Genomic DNA, 23,260 nt, shown 5'->3' with positions numbered 1-23,260 from the left:
GCATAACAATAGAGTAAAAGACGCCCATCATGTCCATTGGCAAGGGATAAGCTAGGCAGCCTATCATCATGAGCAGGGCAATGAGCAAGTCCATAACACCCATGCCAAACTCCACGCAAGGCACGAGTAATACCCCGCGCATTCTTAAAAGAACACATCATTGTAAATCCTATAACGTTGTGTCATAGGACGGATTGTGCACTCTCTAAGGTGATGAGTTTGAGAAAGCCTTGTCCGTCCTTACGTGACAAGGTTTTTTTATGCCGCGTCACTTTAACGTTGCTGTTTTGCTTGCTCGATGACATTTAAGAGATCCGATTGTAACCAACGGGATAAAAAGCCAAATTTTAAAGGTTTTGGGAGAGAGCCATTGGTTACATGACGGCGGAAAGTTGAGACACTCATATGAAGCAATTTTGCACTTTCACGGTCTGTTAAAAGAATATCATTTTCTGTCATACTAAAATCCTTTCTATCAAAAAATGGTAACACATCATAACCATTTATTAACCACATTTTGGTTCATTTAGAAAGATGTTTTATTTATAGAAAACAATATTTTATCATACAATTTTTTATGTGATAATTTATGACTCTTATTGAGAAAGAATGAGAGAGAAAAGAGAGCTAAAGTTATCCACAGATCATGGGGTTATGCACCCCATATCTTAAGATTGACCCGTGACATAAGCCGCCCATTTATCCATATAGACACGGCGCTGTTCTAGATAGTCAGTGCGACGATAGGCACGCTCTACTTTGCCGCCAACTGTATGACTTAGAATAGTTTCAGCAACCTCATAGGGGGCATCGGTTGTTTCAGCGAGCCAATTGCGTAAACTAGAGCGAAATCCATGGGGGCAGGCTTCAAGTTTATTGTCTCTCATGTATTGAGCCATACACTTCGTAGCAAGGGGACCGCGACCGGTTGCAGAAAAGAAGAAATCATTGCGAGAAAGTGAGCGCGCTTGTTTTAAAATGTCTAATGCTTCAGATGATAAGGGCACACGAAACTCTTTTGTAGTATCACGCTTTCCTTTCATATTTTCAGCAGGGATTGTCCAGATATCACCTTCAACTTGATCTTTATGAATATGACGTAAAGGGTTAGAGCGAACCCCTGTAAGGATAAGCAAACGCAAAGCCAGTTGTGTTAGGGTTGATGCTTCGCAAAGTGTTTGATAAAAAGCTGGTATATCTTTCCAATCCATTGCAGGTAAATTTTTGACTTTATGGCGTTGTTTTCCTAAAAGAGCGCGTGCTTTTTCTGTTGCTTGTAAATCAACATCCAAACCTAATGCAGCAGCATGTTTGAGACAAAGTTTGAGACGTATCAATGCTGTCCGAGCAGCTCCAGCTTTTGTATGCCAGATAGGGGCAAGTGTATTACGTATTTCTGTTTGTGTAATCTCTGACACAGGAAGACAACCTAATTTAGGGAGAATATGAAGTTGTAAAGGCGAAAACCAATGTCCATCTTTCCCATCCCCTTTTAATTCAGCTTTACGAGTTTCAAAAGTATCCAAGGCAATATCTTTTAAATAATGAAGATTGCTTATTGCCTCACGCTTTTGTTTCTCACGTTCTTTAATAGGATCACGCCCTTCACGTAAAACAGAGCGCCATTGATTTGCCAATTCACGGGCTTGTTTTAAAGAAACATCTCTTAAAGCACCCAAGCCCATTTCACGGCGCCGCCCATGAATGGTAAAACGGTAAATCCATTGAGCACCTCCATCTTTACGCTTATGAAGTAACAAGCCGGCACCATCATTATATTTGCCAGCCCCCAATGTTGCGACAGATCTTGCATTAAGACGGTTCATAAGAGCCATTTTTATTCCTTTCTTATACAAATTTGATCCATACACTCATCCCACTTGTTATGTGCAAATGAGTGGTTTTGATTGATTCAAGATAAACAGCTTTGAAATGAGAGACTCTTACGATATTCGAGACTCTCATTCAACATACAGAACAGTGAATTATTATTATAAATCAATGCCTTGTAAAGTTGATAAAAGACTCAGACCTATAATAAACGCATAATATATTACCGTCTCAAGTAAAGAAAGTAAGGCGCCCCTATCAAGACTAAAGGCCCCTTTTAGGATCATCATAGCTTCTGGTAGAGATGTAAGCAGTGCAAGCCCCATAGCAGCCCCCCAAATCCCCATTCCCACGCTCAGGGCTGCCTCTACACCATTGCCATTATCTTCTGCCACCCAATGAGAGAGCAAAAAAACTGCATAATCGCCATGCCTATAGGGAATAGACCAACAGCAAAAACAATATTAGGCGTACTATAAGCAGAAAAATCAAAAATTAAACTACCTATCATACGCATAAAGCCGTATAGAAAAAAAATCAAAAGCACATAACAACCAGCGCTTGCCCCAATAATCGCCTTCGTGCCTTTAAACGCTTTAACCAAAGAGAGTAACCAGCGGTACCCCAATATAAGCGAAAGCACCAAAACATAATAAGGAAAATAACTCACAGCGCCATAAACATAAAGAAAAACAAGACACAAAACAACGAGCAAGAAAACCAAATGTTCAACCAATGTTTTTTTCTTCATCAAAGGAAAAATAATCAGCACCAAACAAAAAACGGCGCTGATAACAGATAATGTCAATTTGTCAAGCATTATGGTAAGCCTCAGAAATAGAATTTATTAATATTGCGTAGTCTGAAGAAATGCCAAACATAGACAAAAGATCAACAGCAAAATGAATTACAAAAGGCAGATAGAAATAGGCCTTGCGCTTATCTTGGAAACCAAGATACATAAAGCGCGTATTTACACCATGCATCAATACAATCATGCCCGCGGCAATAAGATAGCTGATCGCTTGTGGACAAGATTCAAATGCGACATAGCCCGCCATTTGTGGCTCCCTATCAACACGGTAATTCAAGTAAAGAAAAAGAGCTGGGAGGGTCTTATAGCATAAGTCTAGAACACCCCAAGCCCAGCCCGAAATAAAGGACCTCACGCGCTGCTAATTCTGGCTTATATACGCGAAGCAACCACAAACGCAAAAGCTCCGCAGTTAAAACTGATATCAAAAGGATAAAAAAGGGATAGTTTGCAGCAACCAAACTCATGTAATGCACCACCTGCTGCTGGCTATTATTAGCAGCAGACAAAGCAGGCAATGGCAACAAAGAGCTCAAATATACAAAACCTGCCCCAATACACAAGGCAGCAACTGCACCACAGAATCCAAGAACTAAATATTTATATAAGTAGTGCTCGTGCAGAATTAAAAGCATGCCAAGATAACATACCAAAAGCAAAGATAAGTCTGGAAGCCCACTTTCACTATGTGGATAGGCGAAGATGATAGCGCAGGAAAGGCCAGCTAGCCCCCCCAAAATGACGCACTCGCCCAACAAGCCATTGTTTTTAAGGAGACGAGGGCTGGAACTTATCCCAAAACTAAGCAGCATTCCAAAAATTAAGTCAGACATATAATTTCCTTAAAGCGTCTTGCCCTCCCAAGCATACCAAGATATTATTGCGGGAGAAAAACTCCCTGCTAAGAGGCTGATAGCGTACCCCTTAGCAAGGCTTTACCTTGTTAAAAAAGCCAGGTCAAACAACAATTTCACCACTTAGAGCGAGCACAATTCCAACCAGCTTTAGCAATATCCGCAGCTGCGCCACGGGACCCTGCCTACTATTGCTCCAGAAACTGCCCCTCCTGGGTTGGCTGCTCTAGGCTTTAGGATAACCCAAAGAACTATAGCCTCCTGTCTTCTCACTCAGTTTTCCTTTTAAACGGGTTAATCACGCTAAGCTTCACACTCTTTGATTTAATGTAACGCGCGTACACATAAACAACATACATCAAACAAATCCAATTTCTAACCATTCCATAGTTATCATCTGTATGAACAAACGCTACAGAATAAGAAACAAAGAGGCTAAAAAACAGCTCTGCAAGAACATCAAGGACCAACCAATAATATTTCTTTGTAGTAACAAAGAGAACCATCAAAAATGTCAAAAAAACCTGGCCCGTTAGAATAGCAAAACCAAGCACCGCATAATCAAACATTTTTTTCACTGTCTCCCTGTTTGCAAAACCTATCTGTTGATAGATTTCTCGAAGGTCTGATAAAAGCAGTGATGACACAAAAAAGACGCCTATGGCAAACCCACAGCCAATGCAAATGCTTAAATCTAGCACTGACATAGATTTTTCCTTCAAAGCTTTAGCAATTAGGACATAGCGAGCCCCCTCTATCATCAAAGGAATAATGAAAAGCAGATAAATACAGCTCGAAAGCTGCAGATCAAAAAAATCTAACAGAACGTCATCACTCACAACAATAAAACCAGCTGCGATGAAAAAAATGGGGCAACTTGCGATAATGGCCAAACTAAAGCACTTTATATTGTTTACTATATTGGGTATAAATTCAATGCAAAAAGAAAGAAAGAACATAATTATAATAACAGGAGGAGATGTTATCGGCACACCAACTATATACTCAAAGACATACATGAGGGGAGGAGCAACCAATGCCACCACTATGAATGCAACTATGTTCTCCCCGCCTAACATGCTTTTTCCATTAATAGCAATAGTTTTTAAGAATAGATACATGCCAAAACACAGACAAAAATAAGCGAGCACTAAACCAAACGCGCCCATAGCTCCTCCTGTACAATATTCCAAACATAAAGGTGGCACCTTTTACAGTACCACCATTCTAGGCTTTAGGATAATCCAAAGAACTACATCAAAAGTGCATCAACATCCCACCACCTGAATTAGCAATAGATTGACCCAACAACTGTGCTCCACACTGGGCAGCAGCCACACCATAACCGCCTATGGTGTCTCCGAAATTATCGCCTACAATTTGCCCAAAGCTTGCTGAGGCCATGGTAGTAACAGGATTACGCGATGCCGCTGCTCCTATGAAAAGACCACTCGCAAAGCCAACCTTACCACCATACTTGCTACCAAACGCAGTACCAGAGTTATATTTGCTACTAAAATCATCGGCACTGCAATAATCGTGCGAACCACTTGAACTTCCCATTTATTTTCCCCAATTTAGTGTATAAATAAATCCCCCAAGGTTACTTATGTCCCCGCGCCAGAATGGCTTACCCATAATTAACCACCGAAACACCCCTGGAAATATGAATGCACTTTCATGCAAGTTCATATTTATAATATATAGTTGACAAAATTAAGGGCATTGTGTCAAAAATATGGCATATTTTAGTAAATTTATGCTTACTTATTTTATGTGTTTAAACTTAATATTTTATATTATGAGCAATAATAATGAAAGTCAAATAAGATTCTCTTGGTTTACAAAATATACTAAAAGTATATAAATATACTGATAGAGATATTTATTATTGCAATTGCAATCAGAATCATAGATTTAGTTAACCCGTTTATATTTCAAGCGATTATTGATCGTATCATTCCGTTTTGGGCAAAATTTGAGAAAAATCATCCGCGCAAGGTCTCTGCTCCGTGACGGCTCACACGCAAAAAATAAGAATTAGAAAAGTTGTAACAAGACAAATGGTACGGTTGGTGGGATTTGAACCTACGACCTCTGGTGCCACAAACCAGCGCTCTAACCAACTGAGCTACAACCGCATAAAAAGCAAATGTATCATAACTGTTCACGATTTCGTAAACATTTATTCTTTGCTTATGAGACATAAGGAAGATCAACAAAGTTTGCAAGCCCCTTTAAAAAAATCTCTCAATTTTTTGTGAAGAAAAAAGCGTTTTTTACAAAGGAAATTTTGCCCACTGCTCAAGACTATGATCACGATAGCCTTTTATGTTATCAACGCCATCTTGTTGCATCATCTGCAAAATCTCTTGCAGAATAGTTATGACAAGATTTGGACCTTCATAAACCATCCCACTGTATAATTGAATCAAATCTGCACCAGCTTTTACTTTTTCCAAAGCAGTTTGTGCGTCCTTTACACCGCCAACACCAATAATTGCAATCTCCTTCCCTAATTTTTTACGCATTTTTGCAAGCACAATAGTAGAACGCTCAAAAAGTGGACGTCCAGAAAGCCCACCCTCTTCATTACTGAGGTGACTATTGCTAAGACCTTGGCGTGCAAGAGTCGTATTGGAAACAATCAGTCCATTAAAATCAGAAAGTTTTATTTCTTCAGCAACATCATCTAATTCTTTCTCTGATAAATCAGGAGAAATTTTTAAAAAAATGGGAATGGAGAATCCATGCTTGTTCTCTTGCTCATTTCGCGCTTGCGAAATTGCACTCAACAAAAGATGCAAACTGTCACGGGCCTGTAAATCACGTAAACCTGGTGTATTAGGAGAAGAAATATTAACCGTAAAATAATCAGCAACATCATAAAAATGAGCAATACCAACAGTATAATCATCAATCTTATCGACCGTATCCTTATTGGCTCCAATGTTGACTCCTATAACACCAGTTTTTTTACACGCATGCAATCTATTGTAAACAACTTTATGTCCGTCATTATTAAAACCCATTCTATTAATAATCGCTTCATCTTCTTTTAAACGAAAAAGCCGTGGTTTAGGATTTCCAATCTGAGGCTTTGGTGTCACTGTCCCAATTTCAGTAAAACCAAATCCTAACCGAAAAATACCATCTACAACCTCTGCATTTTTATCAAACCCCGCTGCAAGACCAATAAAATTTTCAAACTCAAGACCAGCAACAGTTACACACAAACGTTTGTCGATAACCTTTTGACAACCATTTAATCCACTTTTCAGCCCAAGAATCGCTAAACCGTGTGCTTGCTCTGGATCCAACATAAATAAGGCAGAACGGCCAATACAACGAAAAAAACTCATCAATTCTTCTCCACAACATAAAAATGATCCATCGCACCTCACCTCTACCTTTTAACATAAAAGATTTCCAATCAAAGCAAGCATATTATCCAAATAATATTCCCCTTCTAGAAGAAAACTCATCACATAATAGCCATACATGTTTATATTGGTTATATTATGTAAAGAACTTTTTATTCTTAAAAAATGTTTCTCTTTTTCGACATTTTTTAAAGATTAAAATATGAATCCTAATCTTATAAAATTCAGCATGAATTGGAACATCAATGGCTCTTACCATAGTCATGGTTTTATGACGTCTTATGCAGGCACGCTCATAATTTTCTTAAAAATGCAGGCAAATTATCTCTATTCCCAAAGTTCCTTTGTGTAATATTGTTTTCAATAGAAACAAAGCTTGTTCTATAAAGCTATTTTTTCCTAGCATTTACAGGATACATGGTTCATAAAATCATCTAAATTCATACTATTGTTGCACTATTTAGAGCAACAGAATGTTCAATCAATTTGTACTCTATTGATAATCTGCGTTGTTTTCTTTGCCATTTCTGATGTATTAAATACAATTTTGCATCTATTAAGTGCTCTGCCTAACATATATTTTAAGTAATGACAGTTGATTATTGAACTCAAACATCATACCAACGACTTCCAAACCAAAATGATCTTGCAAACCCTAGAGCTCTGCTATTTATAAACTGATACAATCTTCCAGCAGATGAAATGTGTTTCTTCCATCCGAATTATCGCCATTTTAGCTCATGTAACCCAATACAAATAGCTTTTAGATAAGCCATAATGCCCTCCTAATTGCTATTATCGCTTACTAAATTAAGAGGAATTAAATTATAAGTTTTACTCCTGTCTCATCTATCTATTTCTTCTATCAGTGCTGAAATATATTTTTTATTCCTAAATTCTCTTTTTATGACAAAATGTTATGCCAATATATGTACTTCATTTGAAAAGCTTTCTGATAGCTCAACTTTCAACACTACTTATTTTGTGGTATTGTGTAAAAACCTCTCTTTTTAATGTTAACATAAAAATCTTGAGGCAATTATATAAATTAAGCTACAGTTTTCTACTTTCTGTTGAAAAAGCAGATATAGTTTTTATTAAAAAAGCTTTTTTCTAGGAAAGGTTCTATGTACATTCAAATAGAGCCCTAAAGCTCTTTATTAAACCTTATAAAGTCTTTGAAAATAATATTAATATTGTAATATAATCATAAAAATAAAATCTGCCCTTTCCTTTTTCATCAAAAGCGGTAAGTAAATTACCGTATATCGCTTATATAAAGGGGAAAATGCAATGCTTAAAGAATTCAAAGAATTTGCCCTAAAAGGTAATATGATTGATCTTGCTATCGGTGTGATTATAGGGGGTGCTTTTGGTAGCTTGGTCAACTCAATTGTCAATGATATTTTTATGCCAATCATTGGGCTGATTACAGGTGGGATTGATTTTTCTAATATGTTTATTCAACTTGCTGGCGAAAAACAAGCAACATTGAGTGCCGCCAAAGCAGCTGGAGCAACCATTAGCTATGGACACTTTATTACTTTACTTATCAATTTTCTCATTATTGCTTGGGTTCTTTTTTTATTCGTTAAGGCTATGAATAAAATTCGTAGAAAAGAAGAAGAAAGCCCCAAAAAAACGTCTTCAGAAGAACAACTTTTAACAGAAATTAGAGATCTTTTGGCTAAGAAAAAATAATTTTATGCAAGATTTACATCATGGAACACGAGGAAAAAACATTTCCACAGTTGTTCCATGATTGGGTTTTGAGAACAGTAAAAATTGTCCTCCTCTTTCTTCCACCATTGCTTTACACATTGGGAGGCCTAAACCTGTTCCCATAAAAGCGCTATCACCAGATCGTCCATCTTTGCGCTCTACTTGACCATAAGGTTGCAGTGCCTGTATAATCTCTTCTTCGTTCATCCCTATACCATTATCACTCACTGAAATTTTTACACGTTCTTTTCTATAAGAAACGTGAACAATAATCTGTCCACCCAAAGGTGTAAAACGAATAGCATTGGAAAGAAGATTCCATATAATCTGGCGAAACACTTGTTGTGATACAGGAATAAATGGAACGTGAGGTGGAGCAACAATACGCATGATAATGCCGTTCTGATTGGCTTGAGTTTCAAGAAAAGCTATCGTCGCACGTAAACAAGATATTACATCAAATGTTTCAGAAATAAGGGAAGAATCAATCTGGTTATCAGAACCAGAATAATTTATCTTCGAGCACTCTAGTAATTGATTAATCAGCAATAATATATGTTTTCCAGAGGAAATAATATCGCGTAAATATCCATGATAGCGCTCATTTTCTATCGAACCAAAACGGCCTTCTCTCATAATTTCTGCAAAACCAATAAGAGCATTCAAAGGTGTTCGTATTTCATGAACAACTCCAACGATTTTATCCTCTTCTGCTTTTTTTTCTCCTGATGGAACTGTTTGTGTCCTATCACGCAACATAACAGCATAATTGCCTTGCTTTGCCAAAAATACAATCGTTATCAAAACGGTTATATTTTTATGATTTTTTGTCATTAAATCAGCGGTTTCACTGCGATTTAAAACCTGATTTTTTTCCTCCATACGGATTGATTTAAAATACTTTTCAACCAAAAGTCGGCTTTGCAAAGTAAATAATGAAGAGAATGGTTGTCCTCGTAGTTCATTTATTTCATAACCCATTAATGCTAAGGCTGCCCTACTCGCTGATTGAACAAAGCCCTCTTCATCCAACCATAAAACACCATCTGTTGCTGTATCCAACAATGATAAAACTGCAGCGGGCTCTTTTACGAGAGCTTGTTCTATAGCATTTACCGGCAATGTTTGTGCATATGGTAACTGAATAGCTGTTTCTTCAACTAAATTTTCTTCTTTTACCGATGAATTCAATTCATCACGCAATTGCTCTGCAATTTCACGAAAAGCTGAGCGTTCTATCTCCGTAAGACATGGCATTTCTGTTTCTAGCTTTTCATTTCTTTTTTCTTGGACTTTTTTTTGTATTTTTAAAACACCGAAGCCACGAAACCCCTTAAGCTGCTTTTTAACATCAAAAATTGGCAAAGCCGACAATTCAACATCAAGCCATTGTAAGCAACCATCAACAGGCCATTGAACAATCTCTTTACTCCAAGGCATAGCCGCTTCAATAAAACGACTGAGAACCAGATATCGATCATCATTAAATTGATGAGCAAGTTCATGAAAACTACACCCTAAAATAGAAGAAGAGAGAGGACCAACAACTTCAGCTAGCTCTTTTGAGACTTCACAAAACAAACCATTGTGATCGATTTCCCACGTAAAAGGCCGTGGCAAAAGCTCTGGTGTAAAACGAAAAGCTTCTTGCTGACATTTTAATTCATTTGTATTTAACTTTAACTCATCTGCTTTTAATGGCATAACTAAAACTAAAAAGTGTTGGATTTACTCTCAAATGAATAATGCTAATTTGTTTACAATTATCTGTTCTGGTTATAATAACTTGATATCTCATATCAATTGTCTGTAGCAAAATTTTGACTGTTTCATCAACAAAACAAGAATAAAAAGAAGCTTCCAGCTCTGGTTGCTTATTCACCCATTATTGTAATAAATCTTGTTACAATAATGATAACATCTCCCTCGCATAAATAGTACTCAAAAAGAATACACTTATTTTACGCATTCATGCGCCTGTTTTGAAAAGATATCTCCCAAGATCCCCAAGCTTATTTTACGACAGCATCCGTAAATGGTGTAATGTAAAGGTCCCTATAGAGGATATCAAGGCATTGTGCATTACCATTTTTATGCTTATAAAAGAGCTGGTTAGCACCATCATTATACTAATTTCAGCCCCTAATGTCACCAATAGTTCTTAGCATTTGAAGGCATTCATAAGCAGCATTTTTAACTTTTTTACTCCTACATTATTATGATACGCAAGGAAATGGTTTTAATTGTTTCAACAGAAACAGATTTGAAATGAGAAAATCTTACAATGTTTGAGACTTTTATTCACTGTGAATAATGATAAATTACTATCAATCAATATACTGCATTATAAAAATCTCTTTTTCAAATAAAGCTTCTCGTAAGAACACCTTTCTTGAGCCAATAATATCAAATGATAATAAATTCAGCGTAGCGCTTTAAAGTACCCCATGCAACAGAACTTGCATATTGGGCATTTTTTTATGATGCTCTCAATAATCTTCCAAAGATCTTTCTTTCATTAGAATCGCTACAAAAGAAAAAAGAAAAATATGCCACCGCACTATTTTATTAAAAAAATTCTCTGTAAAAAAGAGAACACAAATCATATGTCCTCATATAAAGATTTGTTTAATTTCTTTATATTCCAGATCATTTAGAAATGTTAAAAATAGCTCATAATCTCCTTTGATATCAGCTTGTTTACCTCATCAGAAGTCTTAATACAAAAGATCGCTTTTTCTTTATTACTCTCCATTTAAATTTTTAATTTATATAAAAAAATAAAACAAGCACATTTAAATAATGACTGTCAGATATTTAAAAAATTGCATATTTTTAAATGTGTTTGTTTATTTTCCTTCATTGAGTAAAATTTCACGTTTTCCAACATGATTAGCGGCTCCAACAATGCCTTTTTCTTCCATCCGCTCGACGAGAGAAGCTGCTTTATTATAGCCGATTGAAAGTCGGCGCTGAATATAAGATGTTGAACATTTTTTATCACGCATAACAATTTTTACAGCTTGGTTATAAAGTTCCTCACCCTCTTCATCAAAATTTTCTTCCTCAGAAATTCCAGCAGCTAAATCAGCAGAATTATCCTCTTTGTTATCGTCTTCATTATCTGTTACCGTTGCTAAATAATCAGGTTTACCTTGCATTTTTAGATGTGCAACGATGGATTCAACTTCTTCATCAGAAACAAAAGGTCCATGAACGCGCACAATGCGTCCACCACCTGCCATATGAAGCATATCCCCCTGACCTAAAAGTGTTTCAGCACCTTGTTCACCCAAGATCGTACGACTATCAATTTTTGATGTTACTTGAAAAGAAATGCGGGTAGGAAAGTTCGCTTTAATTGTACCTGTGATAACATCAACAGAAGGACGTTGCGTTGCCATAATAAGATGAATACCTGCCGCACGCGCCATTTGCGCTAAGCGCTGAATGGCATTCTCTATCTCTTTCCCTGCCACCATCATAAGATCAGCCATCTCATCAACAATCACAACAATATAAGGAAGCTGCGTGAGATCCATGGCTTCTTCATGATAAAGCATTTCCCCTGTTTCCTTATCAAAACCCGACTGAACAGTACACATGATCGTTTCGCCTTTTTGAGCTGCAAGTGCAACGCGTGCATTAAAACCATCAATATTACGCACACCCAACTTAGCCATTTTGCGATAACGCTCTTCCATTTCACGAACCGCCCATTTTAAAGCTGTTACTGCTTTTTTGGGATCTGTGACAACGGGTGTTAAAAGATGTGGAATGCCATCATAAACAGAGAGCTCTAACATTTTAGGATCAACCATGATCAAACGACACTGCTTTGGTGTCATACGATAAAGAATCGACAAAATCATTGTATTAATTGCAACAGACTTGCCTGATCCTGTTGTTCCTGCAACCAATAAATGAGGCATTTTTGCTAATTCTGCAATGACAGGTTCACCATTAATCCCTTTCCCCAAAGCAAGAGCAAGTTTAAATTCACTTTCACGAAAAGAACGTGTTTGGATTAATTCCCGTAAATAAACAGTTTCACGAACCGCATTGGGTAACTCAATCCCGATAACATTACGTCCAGGAATTACAGCAACGCGTGTAGAAATAGCAGACATAGAACGCGCAATATCATCAGAAAGATTAATAACACGCGATGACTTTACACCCGCAGCGGGTTCAAATTCATACATTGTTACCACTGGCCCTGGATGAACATGGATAACTTCACCCTTAATGCCAAAATCTTCCAAAACACTTTCCAAAAGTCCAGCACCACGTTCTAATGTTTCTTGAGGAATCATCGTACCTTCATGAAAAACAGGTTCCTGTAATAAGTTGATCGGAGGAAATTCATAAACATCACAGTCAATAGATTGAATATTTTGCATAAAAGCAGAATCATAATTACCTAATGGCATACGAGTAGATTGCAATGTTTTAGTTTTACTGTTTGCTTGCATCACAGAAAAATCTTTTGAATTCTTTGTGACGGCTTTGTTTATACAATCAACAGTATTATTGGCGACAATATTATTGGTATTTTCAGTCTCTATACTAGCCCCTGCATCACTTAACGCCCCTGTATTACTTAACGTATGAGCAGAATCTTCAACAGAAAGCTTAGAATGACACTCTTTAGTAGTATCATTATTTGTATGCATTAAATCAGAAATTTTCTCAACACCTCGCATTCTTTCCGCTGGAGATTCTGATGTAATTGAATCATAGAGTTGTGGAAAGCGGTATTCAAGAACACGATAAAGAGCAGTTATTGACTCATCAAAGGCTGTGGGGATATCAGGTGTGAGTTCATTTGTCGTGTCAATTGATGTTCCATCCTCTTTTGAAGTTTGAGTCTCCACATGTTCAAATATCAAAGATTCACACTCAAAAAAAGCATCATCGGAAAGATGCAACGCAGGTTTTATTTTTTGTAGCACATTTTCCACTTGTAATTTATGTTCTTGTTTATCCTCCTCAAGTGGAATATTTGCTGACGGCATATGAATAGCTTGTCGTGATAACTGCTTCAAAACCGTTGAATGACAAACTGATGTTTTATTCTCTATTGATTGAGGATTAATGACTTTTTTTGTCGAAAGAATATTTGTTGTTTTCTTGTTACAACGTACAATACCTGTATCTGTAATTTTTTTTTGATCTTGCTTCGTAAAAATTTTAAACTGTTTTGCAAAAACTGGATCTATTTCTATACGACGACGCAAAATCTCAACTTCTGGGGTTCTCGTGAAACGGACGTTTTTTCCGAGGGCAAATGCCTTTTTCCACACTTCCGGATAAGGAAATATCTCAGTAATCTTAACAGATAAATCTTCTCTTGATGCACCTTTTGTACCATCATCAGAAAAAGAAGACGTAGAAATAGATTTTGTTTTCGAATTATGCATGGCACCCAACAAATTTATAGCAATGAGAAAAATAACCTTTTCAAAAAGAATTCGTAGAAACTATCATACGAAGGTTAATAACCTTTTGCTGATGGTTACTTTTAAATGAAAAAAATAGTGCCATAATGCATATTCATAATCTGCCTTTTGCATATTTACGATATAAATTGCCTAGTTTATGGTGTCATAGAGCTCGTATTTCATTTGTTTTGAAGAAAACTTCATGATAAAAAAGCTTCAAGAAAATTGTCTATGCCTCTCTTTCTCTCCCTTTTCATAAAAGAAACTAGTTTCAATAATACAATAAGCATTGCTCTATTGAATTCTCCATGATCAATTATCACAATATAATCTAATTTCTCGCGTTTTTATAAGATTACCCTTGTTATCCTCGTTTAAAAAGGCTTAGACTAAGACAATCATAATTACATAAATACAAATAGAAAAAAGGGAGTGAATCATGTTTAATAAACGGAAATTTTATATCAATGGTCTATGGGATGAGCCAAGCACTCCTCACGATTTTGACGTCATTAATCCATCAACAGAGGAGACTTGTGCTGTCATTAGCCTTGGAAGTACAAAAGATGCCGATAAAGCAATTAATGCGGCTAAAGAAGCCTTTCAAAAATGGAAAACAACATCACCAAATGAGCGTCTTGGATTTGTTGAGAAAATTCTAGAGATCTACGAAAAACGTTCCAAAGACATGGCAAAAACCATTTCAATGGAAATGGGGGCACCAATTGATATGGCGCTTAATGCGCAAACTGCAACTGGCAGTTCCCATATTCGCAATTTTATCGAAGCTTATAAAGAGTTTTCGTTCCAAAAAACTTTAATAAAGGGAAATGAGCAAGCAATCCTTCACTACGATCCTATCGGCGTCGTAGGATTAATTACGCCATGGAATTGGCCCATGAATCAAGTAACTCTTAAAGTTATTCCTGCTCTCTTGGCTGGCTGTACCATGGTGTTAAAGCCCTCTGAAATTGCGCCTCTTTCTGCTATGCTTTTTGCTGAATTTTTAGATGAAGCCGCACTTCCAGCCGGTGTTTTTAATTTAATCAATGGTGATGGTGCAACTGTCGGCTCTTACCTCTCTGCACATCCAGATTTAGAAATGATCAGCTTTACTGGTTCAACTAGAGCAGGAAAAGATATTTCTAAAAATGCCAGCGCTACTTTAAAAAGAGTCTGTCTGGAACTTGGGGGAAAAGGAGCGAATATTATCTTTGCTGATGCCGACTCAGATGCTGTTCAACGTGGTGCACGACATTGCTTTTATAATAGTGGACAAAGTTGTAATGCACCAACTCGTATGCTTGTGGAACAGAGCATCTATGACAAAGCCGTGAAAATAGCCAAAGATATTGCAGAAACAACAAAAGTAGGACCAAACTGCCAAGAAGGAAATCATATTGGGCCCGTTGTTTCAAAAAAACAATATGATAAAATTCAAGATCTTATCCAATCGGGAATTGATGAAGGTGCAACTCTTGTTGCAGGCGGGACTGGTTTACCAAACGGAATGGAACGCGGTTATTATGTCCGTCCAACAGTCTTTGCTGATGTAAAACCTCATATGCGTATTTTTAAAGAAGAAATCTTTGGTCCAGTTCTCTCGATTCTTTCTTTTAGTACAGAAGAAGAAGCCGTCGCTTTAGCGAATGAGACTGAGTATGGTCTTACAAACTATATTCAATCGCAAGATCGCAACAAATGTCGTCGTATTGCGGCACAAGTACGCTCTGGTATGGTAGAAGTTAATGGACATGGATTACCCAGTGGAAGCTACTTTGGAGGTGTAAAATTTTCTGGGCGCGCTCGTGAAGGAGGACATTGGGGAATTAAAGAATTTCTCGATAGTAAAGCAATTTCGTACTGGTAAAATCTTATTAAAAACTTAATAGGAATCGTATGGTAATACAGAAAATAACGGATGAAGGTGCTCTTGGGCAACGTCTTGATCAGTGGCTCGCAAAACAATATCATGACGTGCTCTCACGTTCGCGTTTGCAAACCCTCATCCGTGAAGGCTGTCTTAAAATTGATGGTCAATTCATAAAGGAACCAAAAACAAAATTAAAACCTAACCAAATAATTGAATTGGAAATGCCGGACCTTCGTGATGCAGAACCTAGCGCTGAAGCCATTGCATTGGACATTCTTTTTGAAGATGATCATATCATTGTTATTAACAAACCAGCTGGTCTTGTTGTTCATCCTGGGAATGGAAATTGGACCGGTACATTGGTTAATGCCCTTATTTACCACTGTGGGAATAGTTTATCTGGTATAGGTGGTGTTAAACGCCCTGGCATTGTCCATCGTCTTGATAAAAATACAAGCGGTGTTATGGTTGTTGCAAAAAATGATCTAGCTCATAAAAGTCTCAGTGCTCAATTTTCTGATCATGGACGTACCTGCGCATTAGATCGACGCTACCATGCCTTGATTTGGGGAACACCTCAGCGCAATGTCTGGACAATTGATGCATCACTTGGCCGTTCGCCCCATAACCGGACAAAGCAAGCTGTCATCCATAACCAAAACCCTTATGCTCGTCATGCTGTTACACATGTTTCTCTGCTTGAAAAATATGGCTCTCATGCAGACTCAACATCTTTTGCTAGCCTTCTGGAATGTCGCTTAGAAACTGGACGCACCCATCAAATCCGTGTTCATATGACTCATATGGGGCATCCACTCATAGGCGATACAGTTTATGGAAACGCTTTTAAAACAAAATCAAACACATTCAACCCCACTATTAGAAATGCAATCGATCAATTCAACCGACATGCACTCCATGCTGCAAGTCTTACTTTTGAACATCCTTCTACCGGTAAAGTTATGTCGTTTTCCGCACCACTGCCTCAAGATATGGCTAAACTTATTAAGCTTTTTAAAAAAATGAATTGAAACTTTTCCCCTTCTCAAGATTTCACAATAAAATATCTTTTTTTGAACAAAATTGAAAAATATGCTAGAGTGAGGTTATGAGGATAGTTAGCTATCTAAAACATAGAATTTGCCTTATCAGGGAATTCAGATGAAAGGAGGGTGCTATATGGCCCATATGAATTTATTATCAGTAATGACAGGTGATGGTGGTTTAAACCGTTACTTGGAAGAAGTGCGTCGTTTTCCAATGCTTGAGCCAAAAGAAGAATATATGTTAGCTCAGCGTTACCGTGAGCATAATGATCTAAAAGCTGCGCATAGGCTAGTAACCAGTCATTTGCGTCTCGTAGCTAAAATCGCGATGGGATATCGGGGCTACGGACTTCCCATTGGGGAAGTCATTTCAGAAGGCAATGTTGGACTCATGCAAGCTGTTAAACGTTTCGAACCAGAGCGGGGTTTTCGTCTTGCAACCTATGCAATATGGTGGATTAAAGCGTCAATCCAAGAATATGTATTGCGCTCTTGGAGTTTGGTGAAAATGGGGACAACAGCTAATCAAAAGCGCTTGTTTTTCAACCTTCGTAAGTTAAAAAGTAAACTTCAAGCACTTGATAGTGGCGATCTCAATGCAGAACAAGTGAAAGAAATTGCAACCCAGTTGAATGTCACAGAAGATGAAGTTGTATCAATGAATCGTAGGCTTGGTGGTGACACTTCACTCAACGCACCAATTCGGACAAAAGAAGGAGAAAACAGCGAGTTACAAGATTGGTTGGTGGATGAATCTAACGATCAAGAACAAATTTTAATTGAAAAAAGTGAATTAGAAAATCGCCGTTCCATGCTCATAAATGCCATGGACAATCTCAATGAACGCGAAAAACGTATATTCAAAGCGCGTCGTTTAAATGATGTACCACTAACCCTAGAAGAACTCTCTGGTGAATTTAATATTAGTCGAGAACGAGTAAGACAAATTGAAATGCGTGCATTTGAAAAAGTACAAAACTCTATCAAAGATTCTACTTTATCTCAAAGTCAAGTGTAAAACCTAGAGTTAAGTATAAAGCCAATGGTTTGCACATTCTTTAAATGTGAAAATGAAAAAAAGCATACCTTGGCTTTATACTTGTAAATTAGTCTATCGAATTCTTTACGTTATTGATATGTAAAGATTTAGTGAGTGTATTTGGTATATAATTGATAAAGACGGTCGTGGAAAATTCTTCACAGCCGTTTATTTTTTTGCATCTATGTTTTATTTTTTTGACCAAGAACTGTTAACTTATCTTGTTGTGCAAGCCATTGTCCAATAACTTCATTAAAAATAGACTTACCTGTTGGTCCTTTTGCAAAGGTTAATTCACTTATACGCCCGTTTTTATCCGTTAACACCAAACGCATCCAATCTAATTCTCGCATCAATTGTAAATTTCGATCAAGAAATGGATGATTACCACTCAATGCGACAAGAAAAAAGTCATCGTTAATCTTTGCAGCAATGGTTCTTGTTAAAGCCTGTCCAATGGATTGTTCACTTGCTTTAAAGGTTAATGCTTGAACATTGCTTATAGCTTTACCTGAAAATTTATCCGAAAGAATAAAAATAAGGTCCATAATATATGAAGCAGGAAATGACTGATCGGTATTACGACGTAAAATTAACCGTAATGATATCCCTTCATCAGGAATTGTTATATCACCTTGTATAGTTGTTTCTTCTGGAAACCCCTTCACTTGAGACTCTTTTATAAGCGTCCAGCGAGCACTTCCCGTTGCTATCTTTTCTGCATCATAATTTGTACGTGCTTGATAGAAAACAGCTTCACCTGATTTTTCAAGCGATTGCAAATTGCTATCAACAACTGTTGAGAGTACTTCTTCATCCGAAGAATCTATCGCTTGTTTTAAACCAACATCAATTTCACTTCCATCCTCTAATAAGCGTTGTGTTAACTTTCTCTTAATTGGAAATGCCTTTGGTACTCTGTGAGAAGCTTGAAGATTTTCTTCTAAAAACTGATAATCATTTGATACAAATACACGCTCACCAACAAAAAAAATACCAACAATTAAAACAACAAAACTAACAACAAAAACAGCACTTATCACAATACGCCTTTGCACTAACGATTTATTAGCACGACGTAAAGCCTGAGAAAAAATGTGCGAAACAATATGCGGATTATCTTCCTGCGAAGGAGAAATCTTTAACACACTGCTATTAACATGCTGAGAAGGCACATCAGCCTCCATATTAACAGGCTCTGCATCTGGTATATCTGATACACAAAGCTCAACAAATACCTTGTTATCCTTTGAACGTGTAACAAAATCCTGCTTTCTTTTTATGTTTACCTCTGACAATTCATTATTCTTTGGTAATATAGTTTTTTTTGTAACTTTCTTATCTTCATTTATATTTGTGGGATTCCACCCAATAACTGAAGCAAGCCGTTTCTTTTCAACTGCTAAATATTCTCCTTCAACAGTTGCAATAGAACTTTGAAGAATCTTTCTTTGTTCATCCGCTATTGCTTGTGGTATTTTTGCTGTTACAAATTGATGTTCTAGTGTTTCGGTAGCCCGCTTATAAATCCGCTTACGCACTTGTGGTGTAATATTATCTTGTGCATTAATTGTCTTTTTTAAGATTCCAACGAAATCTACCATTTCCTCTATAATCTCTCTTAAACTGAGAAAAAATCAATAGTAAAGCCAAAAAACTTTATTTTGCCTTCTAAATTGGTTGCCATTTAATATTGGTACAACATAATGTAAAATGAATATGAAAAATAAACAATGCTATTTTGCACCTTTCTCTTACGTGCTCTTAAAAACTTTTTTTGTAAAAAGATACAAAAATGAACAGAGAACATATATAGAAATCTAAAAACAATAATCAATTAACAAAGGGATCCGTAATAAGAATAGTATCTTCACGCTCTGGACTTGTGGATAATAAAGCCACTTTTGTATTAATCAGTTCTTCAATATAGCGTATATATTTAATAGCCTGCACTGGTAAATCTTCCCACCTCAATGCATGTGCTGTTTCTTTCTTCCAACCTTCTAATGTTGCATAAATAGGCTTCACCCGATCCTGAGCTCCCATGGAAGAAGGTAAATAATCAATCCTTTTACCATCAAGCTCATAACCAATACAAATTTTTATTTCATCCAAACCATCTAAAACATCAAGTTTTGTCAATGCTATACCTTGAACACCGCAAATTGTTACCATCTGACGTACTAAGACAGCATCAAACCAACCACATCGACGCTTTCGGCCCGTTACAACACCAAATTCATGTCCACGCACTCCCAGAAATTCACCAATATCATTTATCTGCTCTGTCGGGAACGGCCCTTCTCCAACGCGTGTAGTATAAGCTTTTGCAATACCCAAAACATAATGGATTGCATCAGGTCCCATCCCCGAACCTGTACATGCTTGCCCAGCAACTGTATTAGATGACGTTACATAAGGATAAGTTCCAAAATCATTATCTAATAAAGCACCTTGCGCACCTTCAAAAAGAATGTGTTTCCCTCCTCGATAACCTTCATCTAAAAGACGCCACGTACAATCCATAAAGGGCAAAATTTTATCCGCAACTTGCATCAATTCATCATAAAGCGCTTGAGAATCAATCTCTGCAACACCCATCCCACGACGCAAAGCATTATGATGCCTCAAAAGCCGCTCAATCTTAGCCATAAGTGTATCTTTTTCTGCTAAATCCATCACTCGGATAGCACGACGTCCCACCTTATCTTCATAAGCCGGTCCAATACCGCGCTTTGTTGTACCAATCTTTAAACCAGATAAACCGCTTTCTCGAATTGCATCAAGATCACGATGCAACGAAAGAATCAAAGGAGCATTTTCAGCAATACGCAAAATTTCTGGTGTGATTTTTACACCCTGATTACATAGTTTTTTTACTTCTGCAACAAAATGATGAGGGTCAACAACAACACCATTACCAATAATTGATAACTTGCCACGCACTAAACCAGACGGTAAAAGTGATAATTTATAACTGACTCCATCAACAACCAATGTGTGGCCAGCATTATGCCCCCCCTGATATCTCACCACGATATCTGCTCGCTCAGACAACCAATCTACAATTTTACCTTTGCCTTCATCACCCCATTGTGTACCGACAACAACTACATTGGCCATAACTTTCTCCGTCGTGTTTGGTCAAAAAAACCAGCATTCAAAAACAAACACTTCTTTATAACGAAACCTTAGAGCAAGTGCGACTCCTCATTTCAGATTTTTCTCAATCTTCAAGTGATTAAATTTTCAAATTTATGATAATAAAGATAAGCAAATACCAAAATATTTTAAATCTGTCATTTTTGCTACAAAAAGTAAAAAAATAGAGATTTTAATTTGTGCGTATCCAACACCTGACAGAGCATTTATTCCTCCTCTTAATCTTTTACAATTCATGTAATATTTAGAGGCTGTTTGTCTGATACAAGAATACGAAAGATCATCATAATCTCTCGTATCCTTTTTCTGTTTAAAAACACCCTGTGAAAATCACCAGTAATTATTTAAAGCTGTGCTTTTTCAACTTGGAATGCCCACTCAAGCCATTGTGTTAAAATTTCAAGATCGGAAGCCTCAATTGTTATACCCGCCCAAATTCGAAGCCCAGGAGGAGCATCGCGATACGAACCGATATCATAAGCAACCCCTTCCTCATCAAGACGCTTCACAACCGCTTTTATAAAAGATACTCGCTTTTCCGTATCCAAAGCAGTAATCACTGGATCCACAATATCTAAACAAATAGCGGTGTTAGAACGCACTTCAGGATCTTTTGCCAAATATTCTAACCATGGCGTTTTGCGAACAAAAGCATCAAGTACAGAAAAATTTTTCTCAACCCGTGCTCTTAATGCCGCTGCACCTCCTAGAGATTTTGCCCACTTCAACCCATCAAGGAAATCCTCAACACAAAGCATAGAAGGTGTATTGATGATCTTTCCTTTAAAAATATCTTCGTTCAATTTTCCATTTTTTGTCATATAGAAAAGTTGGGGCATAGGCCAAGCTGGAACATGATTCTCAAGCCTCTCAACAGCACGAGGACTTAAAATCACCATACCATGTGCAGCCTCGCCTCCCAAAACTTTCTGCCATGAAAAAGTAACAACATCTAATTTTGAAAAATCAAGATATTGCGCAAAAGCTGCCGATGTTGCATCACAAATGGTCAATCCAGCCCGCTTATGCGGAATGAAATCTGCATTAGGAATACGCACACCAGAAGTTGTCCCATTCCATGTAAAAACAACATCCCGATCAAAGTCAAGTTGTGTTAAATCTGGTATTTCACCATAAGGAGCTTCAAAACGACGCACATCAGAAAGCTTTAATTGCTCGACAACATCTTTATTCCACCCAAACCCAAAACTTTCCCACGCTGCCATATCAATGCCACGCTCACCTAATAGAGACCATAGAGCAGCCTCAACAGCACCGGTATCTGATCCTGGCATAATTCCTATACGATGATCAGAAGGAACCTCAAGAATCTCACGGGTTAAATTAACAACTTCAGCAAGTTTTAATTCTGCTTCTCTAGATCTATGTGAACGCCCAACTAATGCATTTTTAAGAACATCAAGAGTCCAACCAGGCCGTTTGCTACAAGGACCTGAAGAAAAATTAGTATTATTGGGACGATTACTTGGTTTTTGTAACATTATCATTATTTCTCCCCTTTTAGATGTTTTTCTTTCTTTATAAAGAAAAACAAATTATTATAAAGACTAATCAATAATCTTTTTAGAAAAAAGTCAAAAATATTGTCTATTATTGCGTATGCTTAAAATTCACGGAAACTTTATAAAAAAATCTTTCTTAATCATGCCTCTCGATTGATTCTTTTAATTTTTTTTCGTATCATCACCACAATAAGACAGCATTCTAATAACAATACACTAAACTATCCAATATACCTATCAAATTTATTTTATGATATCTTTATGATAAAGATTCATTGATAACGCTCTAAAATAGGGAGATAAACTTATTAAAAAATCAATTATTTTTCTTTTGATGACTGGACAGAGAAAATTTTAATGTTATAACCGCAAACGCTTTATATTTTTTATGAAGCATGCCCAGATAGCTCAGTTGGTAGAGCAGCGGACTGAAAATCCGCGTGTCCGTGGTTCGAATCCGCGTCTGGGCACCACTTTTTGTTTTTAACGTATTGAAATATATAGATTTTTTCTTTAAACAGCCATTTTCAGACCACCTTTTAGACCACCTTCTACAGTTTATATAATTTT

Annotated in this window: 18 protein-coding genes and 2 tRNA genes; 5 read left to right on the top strand and 15 right to left on the bottom strand. The window is 37.0% G+C overall.

Annotated elements, in window-relative coordinates; all coding sequences use genetic code 11:
* Positions 1-273: 273 nt before the first annotated feature.
* From ACFIK1_RS06845 to ACFIK1_RS06800, 10 genes are all read right to left on the bottom strand, one after another.
* Complete coding sequence (locus tag ACFIK1_RS06845; RefSeq protein ID WP_375662414.1) at positions 274-459, bottom strand: helix-turn-helix transcriptional regulator; 186 nt, start codon at positions 457-459, stop codon at positions 274-276.
* Positions 460-668: 209 nt separating this feature from the next.
* A complete protein-coding gene (locus ACFIK1_RS06840) occupies positions 669-1,835 on the bottom strand; it encodes a tyrosine-type recombinase/integrase (RefSeq protein ID WP_375662413.1) in 1,167 nt (388 codons plus the stop codon).
* Between the two features lie 156 nt (positions 1,836-1,991).
* Positions 1,992-2,225, bottom strand: a complete 234-nt coding sequence (locus ACFIK1_RS06835; RefSeq protein WP_375662412.1) for a hypothetical protein — start codon at positions 2,223-2,225, stop codon at positions 1,992-1,994.
* A complete protein-coding gene (locus ACFIK1_RS06830) occupies positions 2,198-2,650 on the bottom strand; it encodes a hypothetical protein (RefSeq protein WP_375662411.1) in 453 nt (150 codons plus the stop codon). The genes ACFIK1_RS06835 and ACFIK1_RS06830 overlap by 28 nt, the downstream gene beginning before the upstream one ends.
* On the bottom strand, positions 2,643-2,891 hold the full coding sequence (locus ACFIK1_RS06825) for a hypothetical protein (protein WP_375662410.1): 249 nt from the start codon (positions 2,889-2,891) through the stop codon (positions 2,643-2,645). Before ACFIK1_RS06825 ends, ACFIK1_RS06830 begins: the two co-directional genes overlap by 8 nt.
* A gap of 55 nt (positions 2,892-2,946) precedes the next feature.
* Complete coding sequence (locus tag ACFIK1_RS06820) at positions 2,947-3,477, bottom strand: hypothetical protein (protein WP_375662409.1); 531 nt, start codon at positions 3,475-3,477, stop codon at positions 2,947-2,949.
* Between the two features lie 290 nt (positions 3,478-3,767).
* Positions 3,768-4,667, bottom strand: a complete 900-nt coding sequence (locus ACFIK1_RS06815; protein ID WP_375662408.1) for a hypothetical protein — start codon at positions 4,665-4,667, stop codon at positions 3,768-3,770.
* Positions 4,668-4,755: 88 nt separating this feature from the next.
* Positions 4,756-5,061 (bottom strand): hypothetical protein, encoded by a 306-nt coding sequence (locus tag ACFIK1_RS06810; RefSeq protein WP_375662407.1) that lies wholly within the window; start codon positions 5,059-5,061, stop codon positions 4,756-4,758.
* 501 nt (positions 5,062-5,562) lie between these two features.
* Positions 5,563-5,639 (bottom strand) — tRNA-His (locus ACFIK1_RS06805).
* 138 nt (positions 5,640-5,777) lie between these two features.
* The gene (locus ACFIK1_RS06800) at positions 5,778-6,860 is read right to left on the bottom strand and encodes a quinone-dependent dihydroorotate dehydrogenase (RefSeq protein ID WP_375662406.1); all 1,083 of its coding nucleotides are present in this window, start codon (positions 6,858-6,860) and stop codon (positions 5,778-5,780) included.
* 1,314 nt (positions 6,861-8,174) lie between these two features.
* Here ACFIK1_RS06800 and mscL point away from each other — a divergent pair.
* On the top strand, positions 8,175-8,582 hold the full coding sequence (mscL, locus tag ACFIK1_RS06795; protein ID WP_026500234.1) for a large conductance mechanosensitive channel protein MscL: 408 nt from the start codon (positions 8,175-8,177) through the stop codon (positions 8,580-8,582).
* Between the two features lie 18 nt (positions 8,583-8,600).
* Here the strand turns inward: mscL and ACFIK1_RS06790 are convergent, their stop codons facing one another.
* Complete coding sequence (locus ACFIK1_RS06790; RefSeq protein WP_375662405.1) at positions 8,601-10,307, bottom strand: ATP-binding protein; 1,707 nt, start codon at positions 10,305-10,307, stop codon at positions 8,601-8,603.
* A gap of 1,145 nt (positions 10,308-11,452) precedes the next feature.
* The gene (locus ACFIK1_RS06785) at positions 11,453-14,026 is read right to left on the bottom strand and encodes a DNA translocase FtsK (protein WP_375662404.1); all 2,574 of its coding nucleotides are present in this window, start codon (positions 14,024-14,026) and stop codon (positions 11,453-11,455) included.
* 460 nt (positions 14,027-14,486) lie between these two features.
* Here ACFIK1_RS06785 and ACFIK1_RS06780 point away from each other — a divergent pair, with 460 nt between their 5' ends.
* The 3 genes from ACFIK1_RS06780 to rpoH all read left to right on the top strand — a co-directional run bounded on the left by ACFIK1_RS06780 (position 14,487) and on the right by rpoH (position 17,984).
* The gene (locus ACFIK1_RS06780) at positions 14,487-15,917 is read left to right on the top strand and encodes an aldehyde dehydrogenase family protein (RefSeq protein ID WP_375662403.1); all 1,431 of its coding nucleotides are present in this window, start codon (positions 14,487-14,489) and stop codon (positions 15,915-15,917) included.
* A 29-nt stretch (positions 15,918-15,946) separates the two neighbouring features.
* Entirely contained in the window at positions 15,947-16,951 is a 1,005-nt protein-coding gene (locus ACFIK1_RS06775; protein WP_375634868.1) for an RluA family pseudouridine synthase, read from the top strand.
* A 148-nt stretch (positions 16,952-17,099) separates the two neighbouring features.
* Entirely contained in the window at positions 17,100-17,984 is an 885-nt protein-coding gene (gene rpoH, locus ACFIK1_RS06770) for an RNA polymerase sigma factor RpoH (protein WP_375618560.1), read from the top strand.
* 203 nt (positions 17,985-18,187) lie between these two features.
* Here the strand turns inward: rpoH and ACFIK1_RS06765 are convergent, their stop codons facing one another.
* The 3 genes from ACFIK1_RS06765 to ACFIK1_RS06755 form a co-directional block, all read right to left on the bottom strand.
* Entirely contained in the window at positions 18,188-19,609 is a 1,422-nt protein-coding gene (locus ACFIK1_RS06765) for a hypothetical protein (protein ID WP_375662402.1), read from the bottom strand.
* A 229-nt stretch (positions 19,610-19,838) separates the two neighbouring features.
* Positions 19,839-21,128, bottom strand: a complete 1,290-nt coding sequence (locus ACFIK1_RS06760; RefSeq protein ID WP_375633506.1) for an adenylosuccinate synthase — start codon at positions 21,126-21,128, stop codon at positions 19,839-19,841.
* A gap of 383 nt (positions 21,129-21,511) precedes the next feature.
* On the bottom strand, positions 21,512-22,675 hold the full coding sequence (locus tag ACFIK1_RS06755; protein WP_375613717.1) for a phosphoserine transaminase: 1,164 nt from the start codon (positions 22,673-22,675) through the stop codon (positions 21,512-21,514).
* Between the two features lie 412 nt (positions 22,676-23,087).
* Here ACFIK1_RS06755 and ACFIK1_RS06750 point away from each other — a divergent pair.
* A tRNA-Phe gene (locus tag ACFIK1_RS06750) sits at positions 23,088-23,163 on the top strand.
* Positions 23,164-23,260 lie beyond the last annotated feature (97 nt).

Origin of the sequence: Bartonella sp. OC16QHHD (genome assembly GCF_042194035.1) — a bacterium.
Lineage (GTDB): Bacteria > Pseudomonadota > Alphaproteobacteria > Rhizobiales > Rhizobiaceae > Bartonella.
The sequence above is the reverse complement of the archived record's forward strand: the minus strand, read 5'-3'. Positions and strand labels throughout refer to the sequence as shown.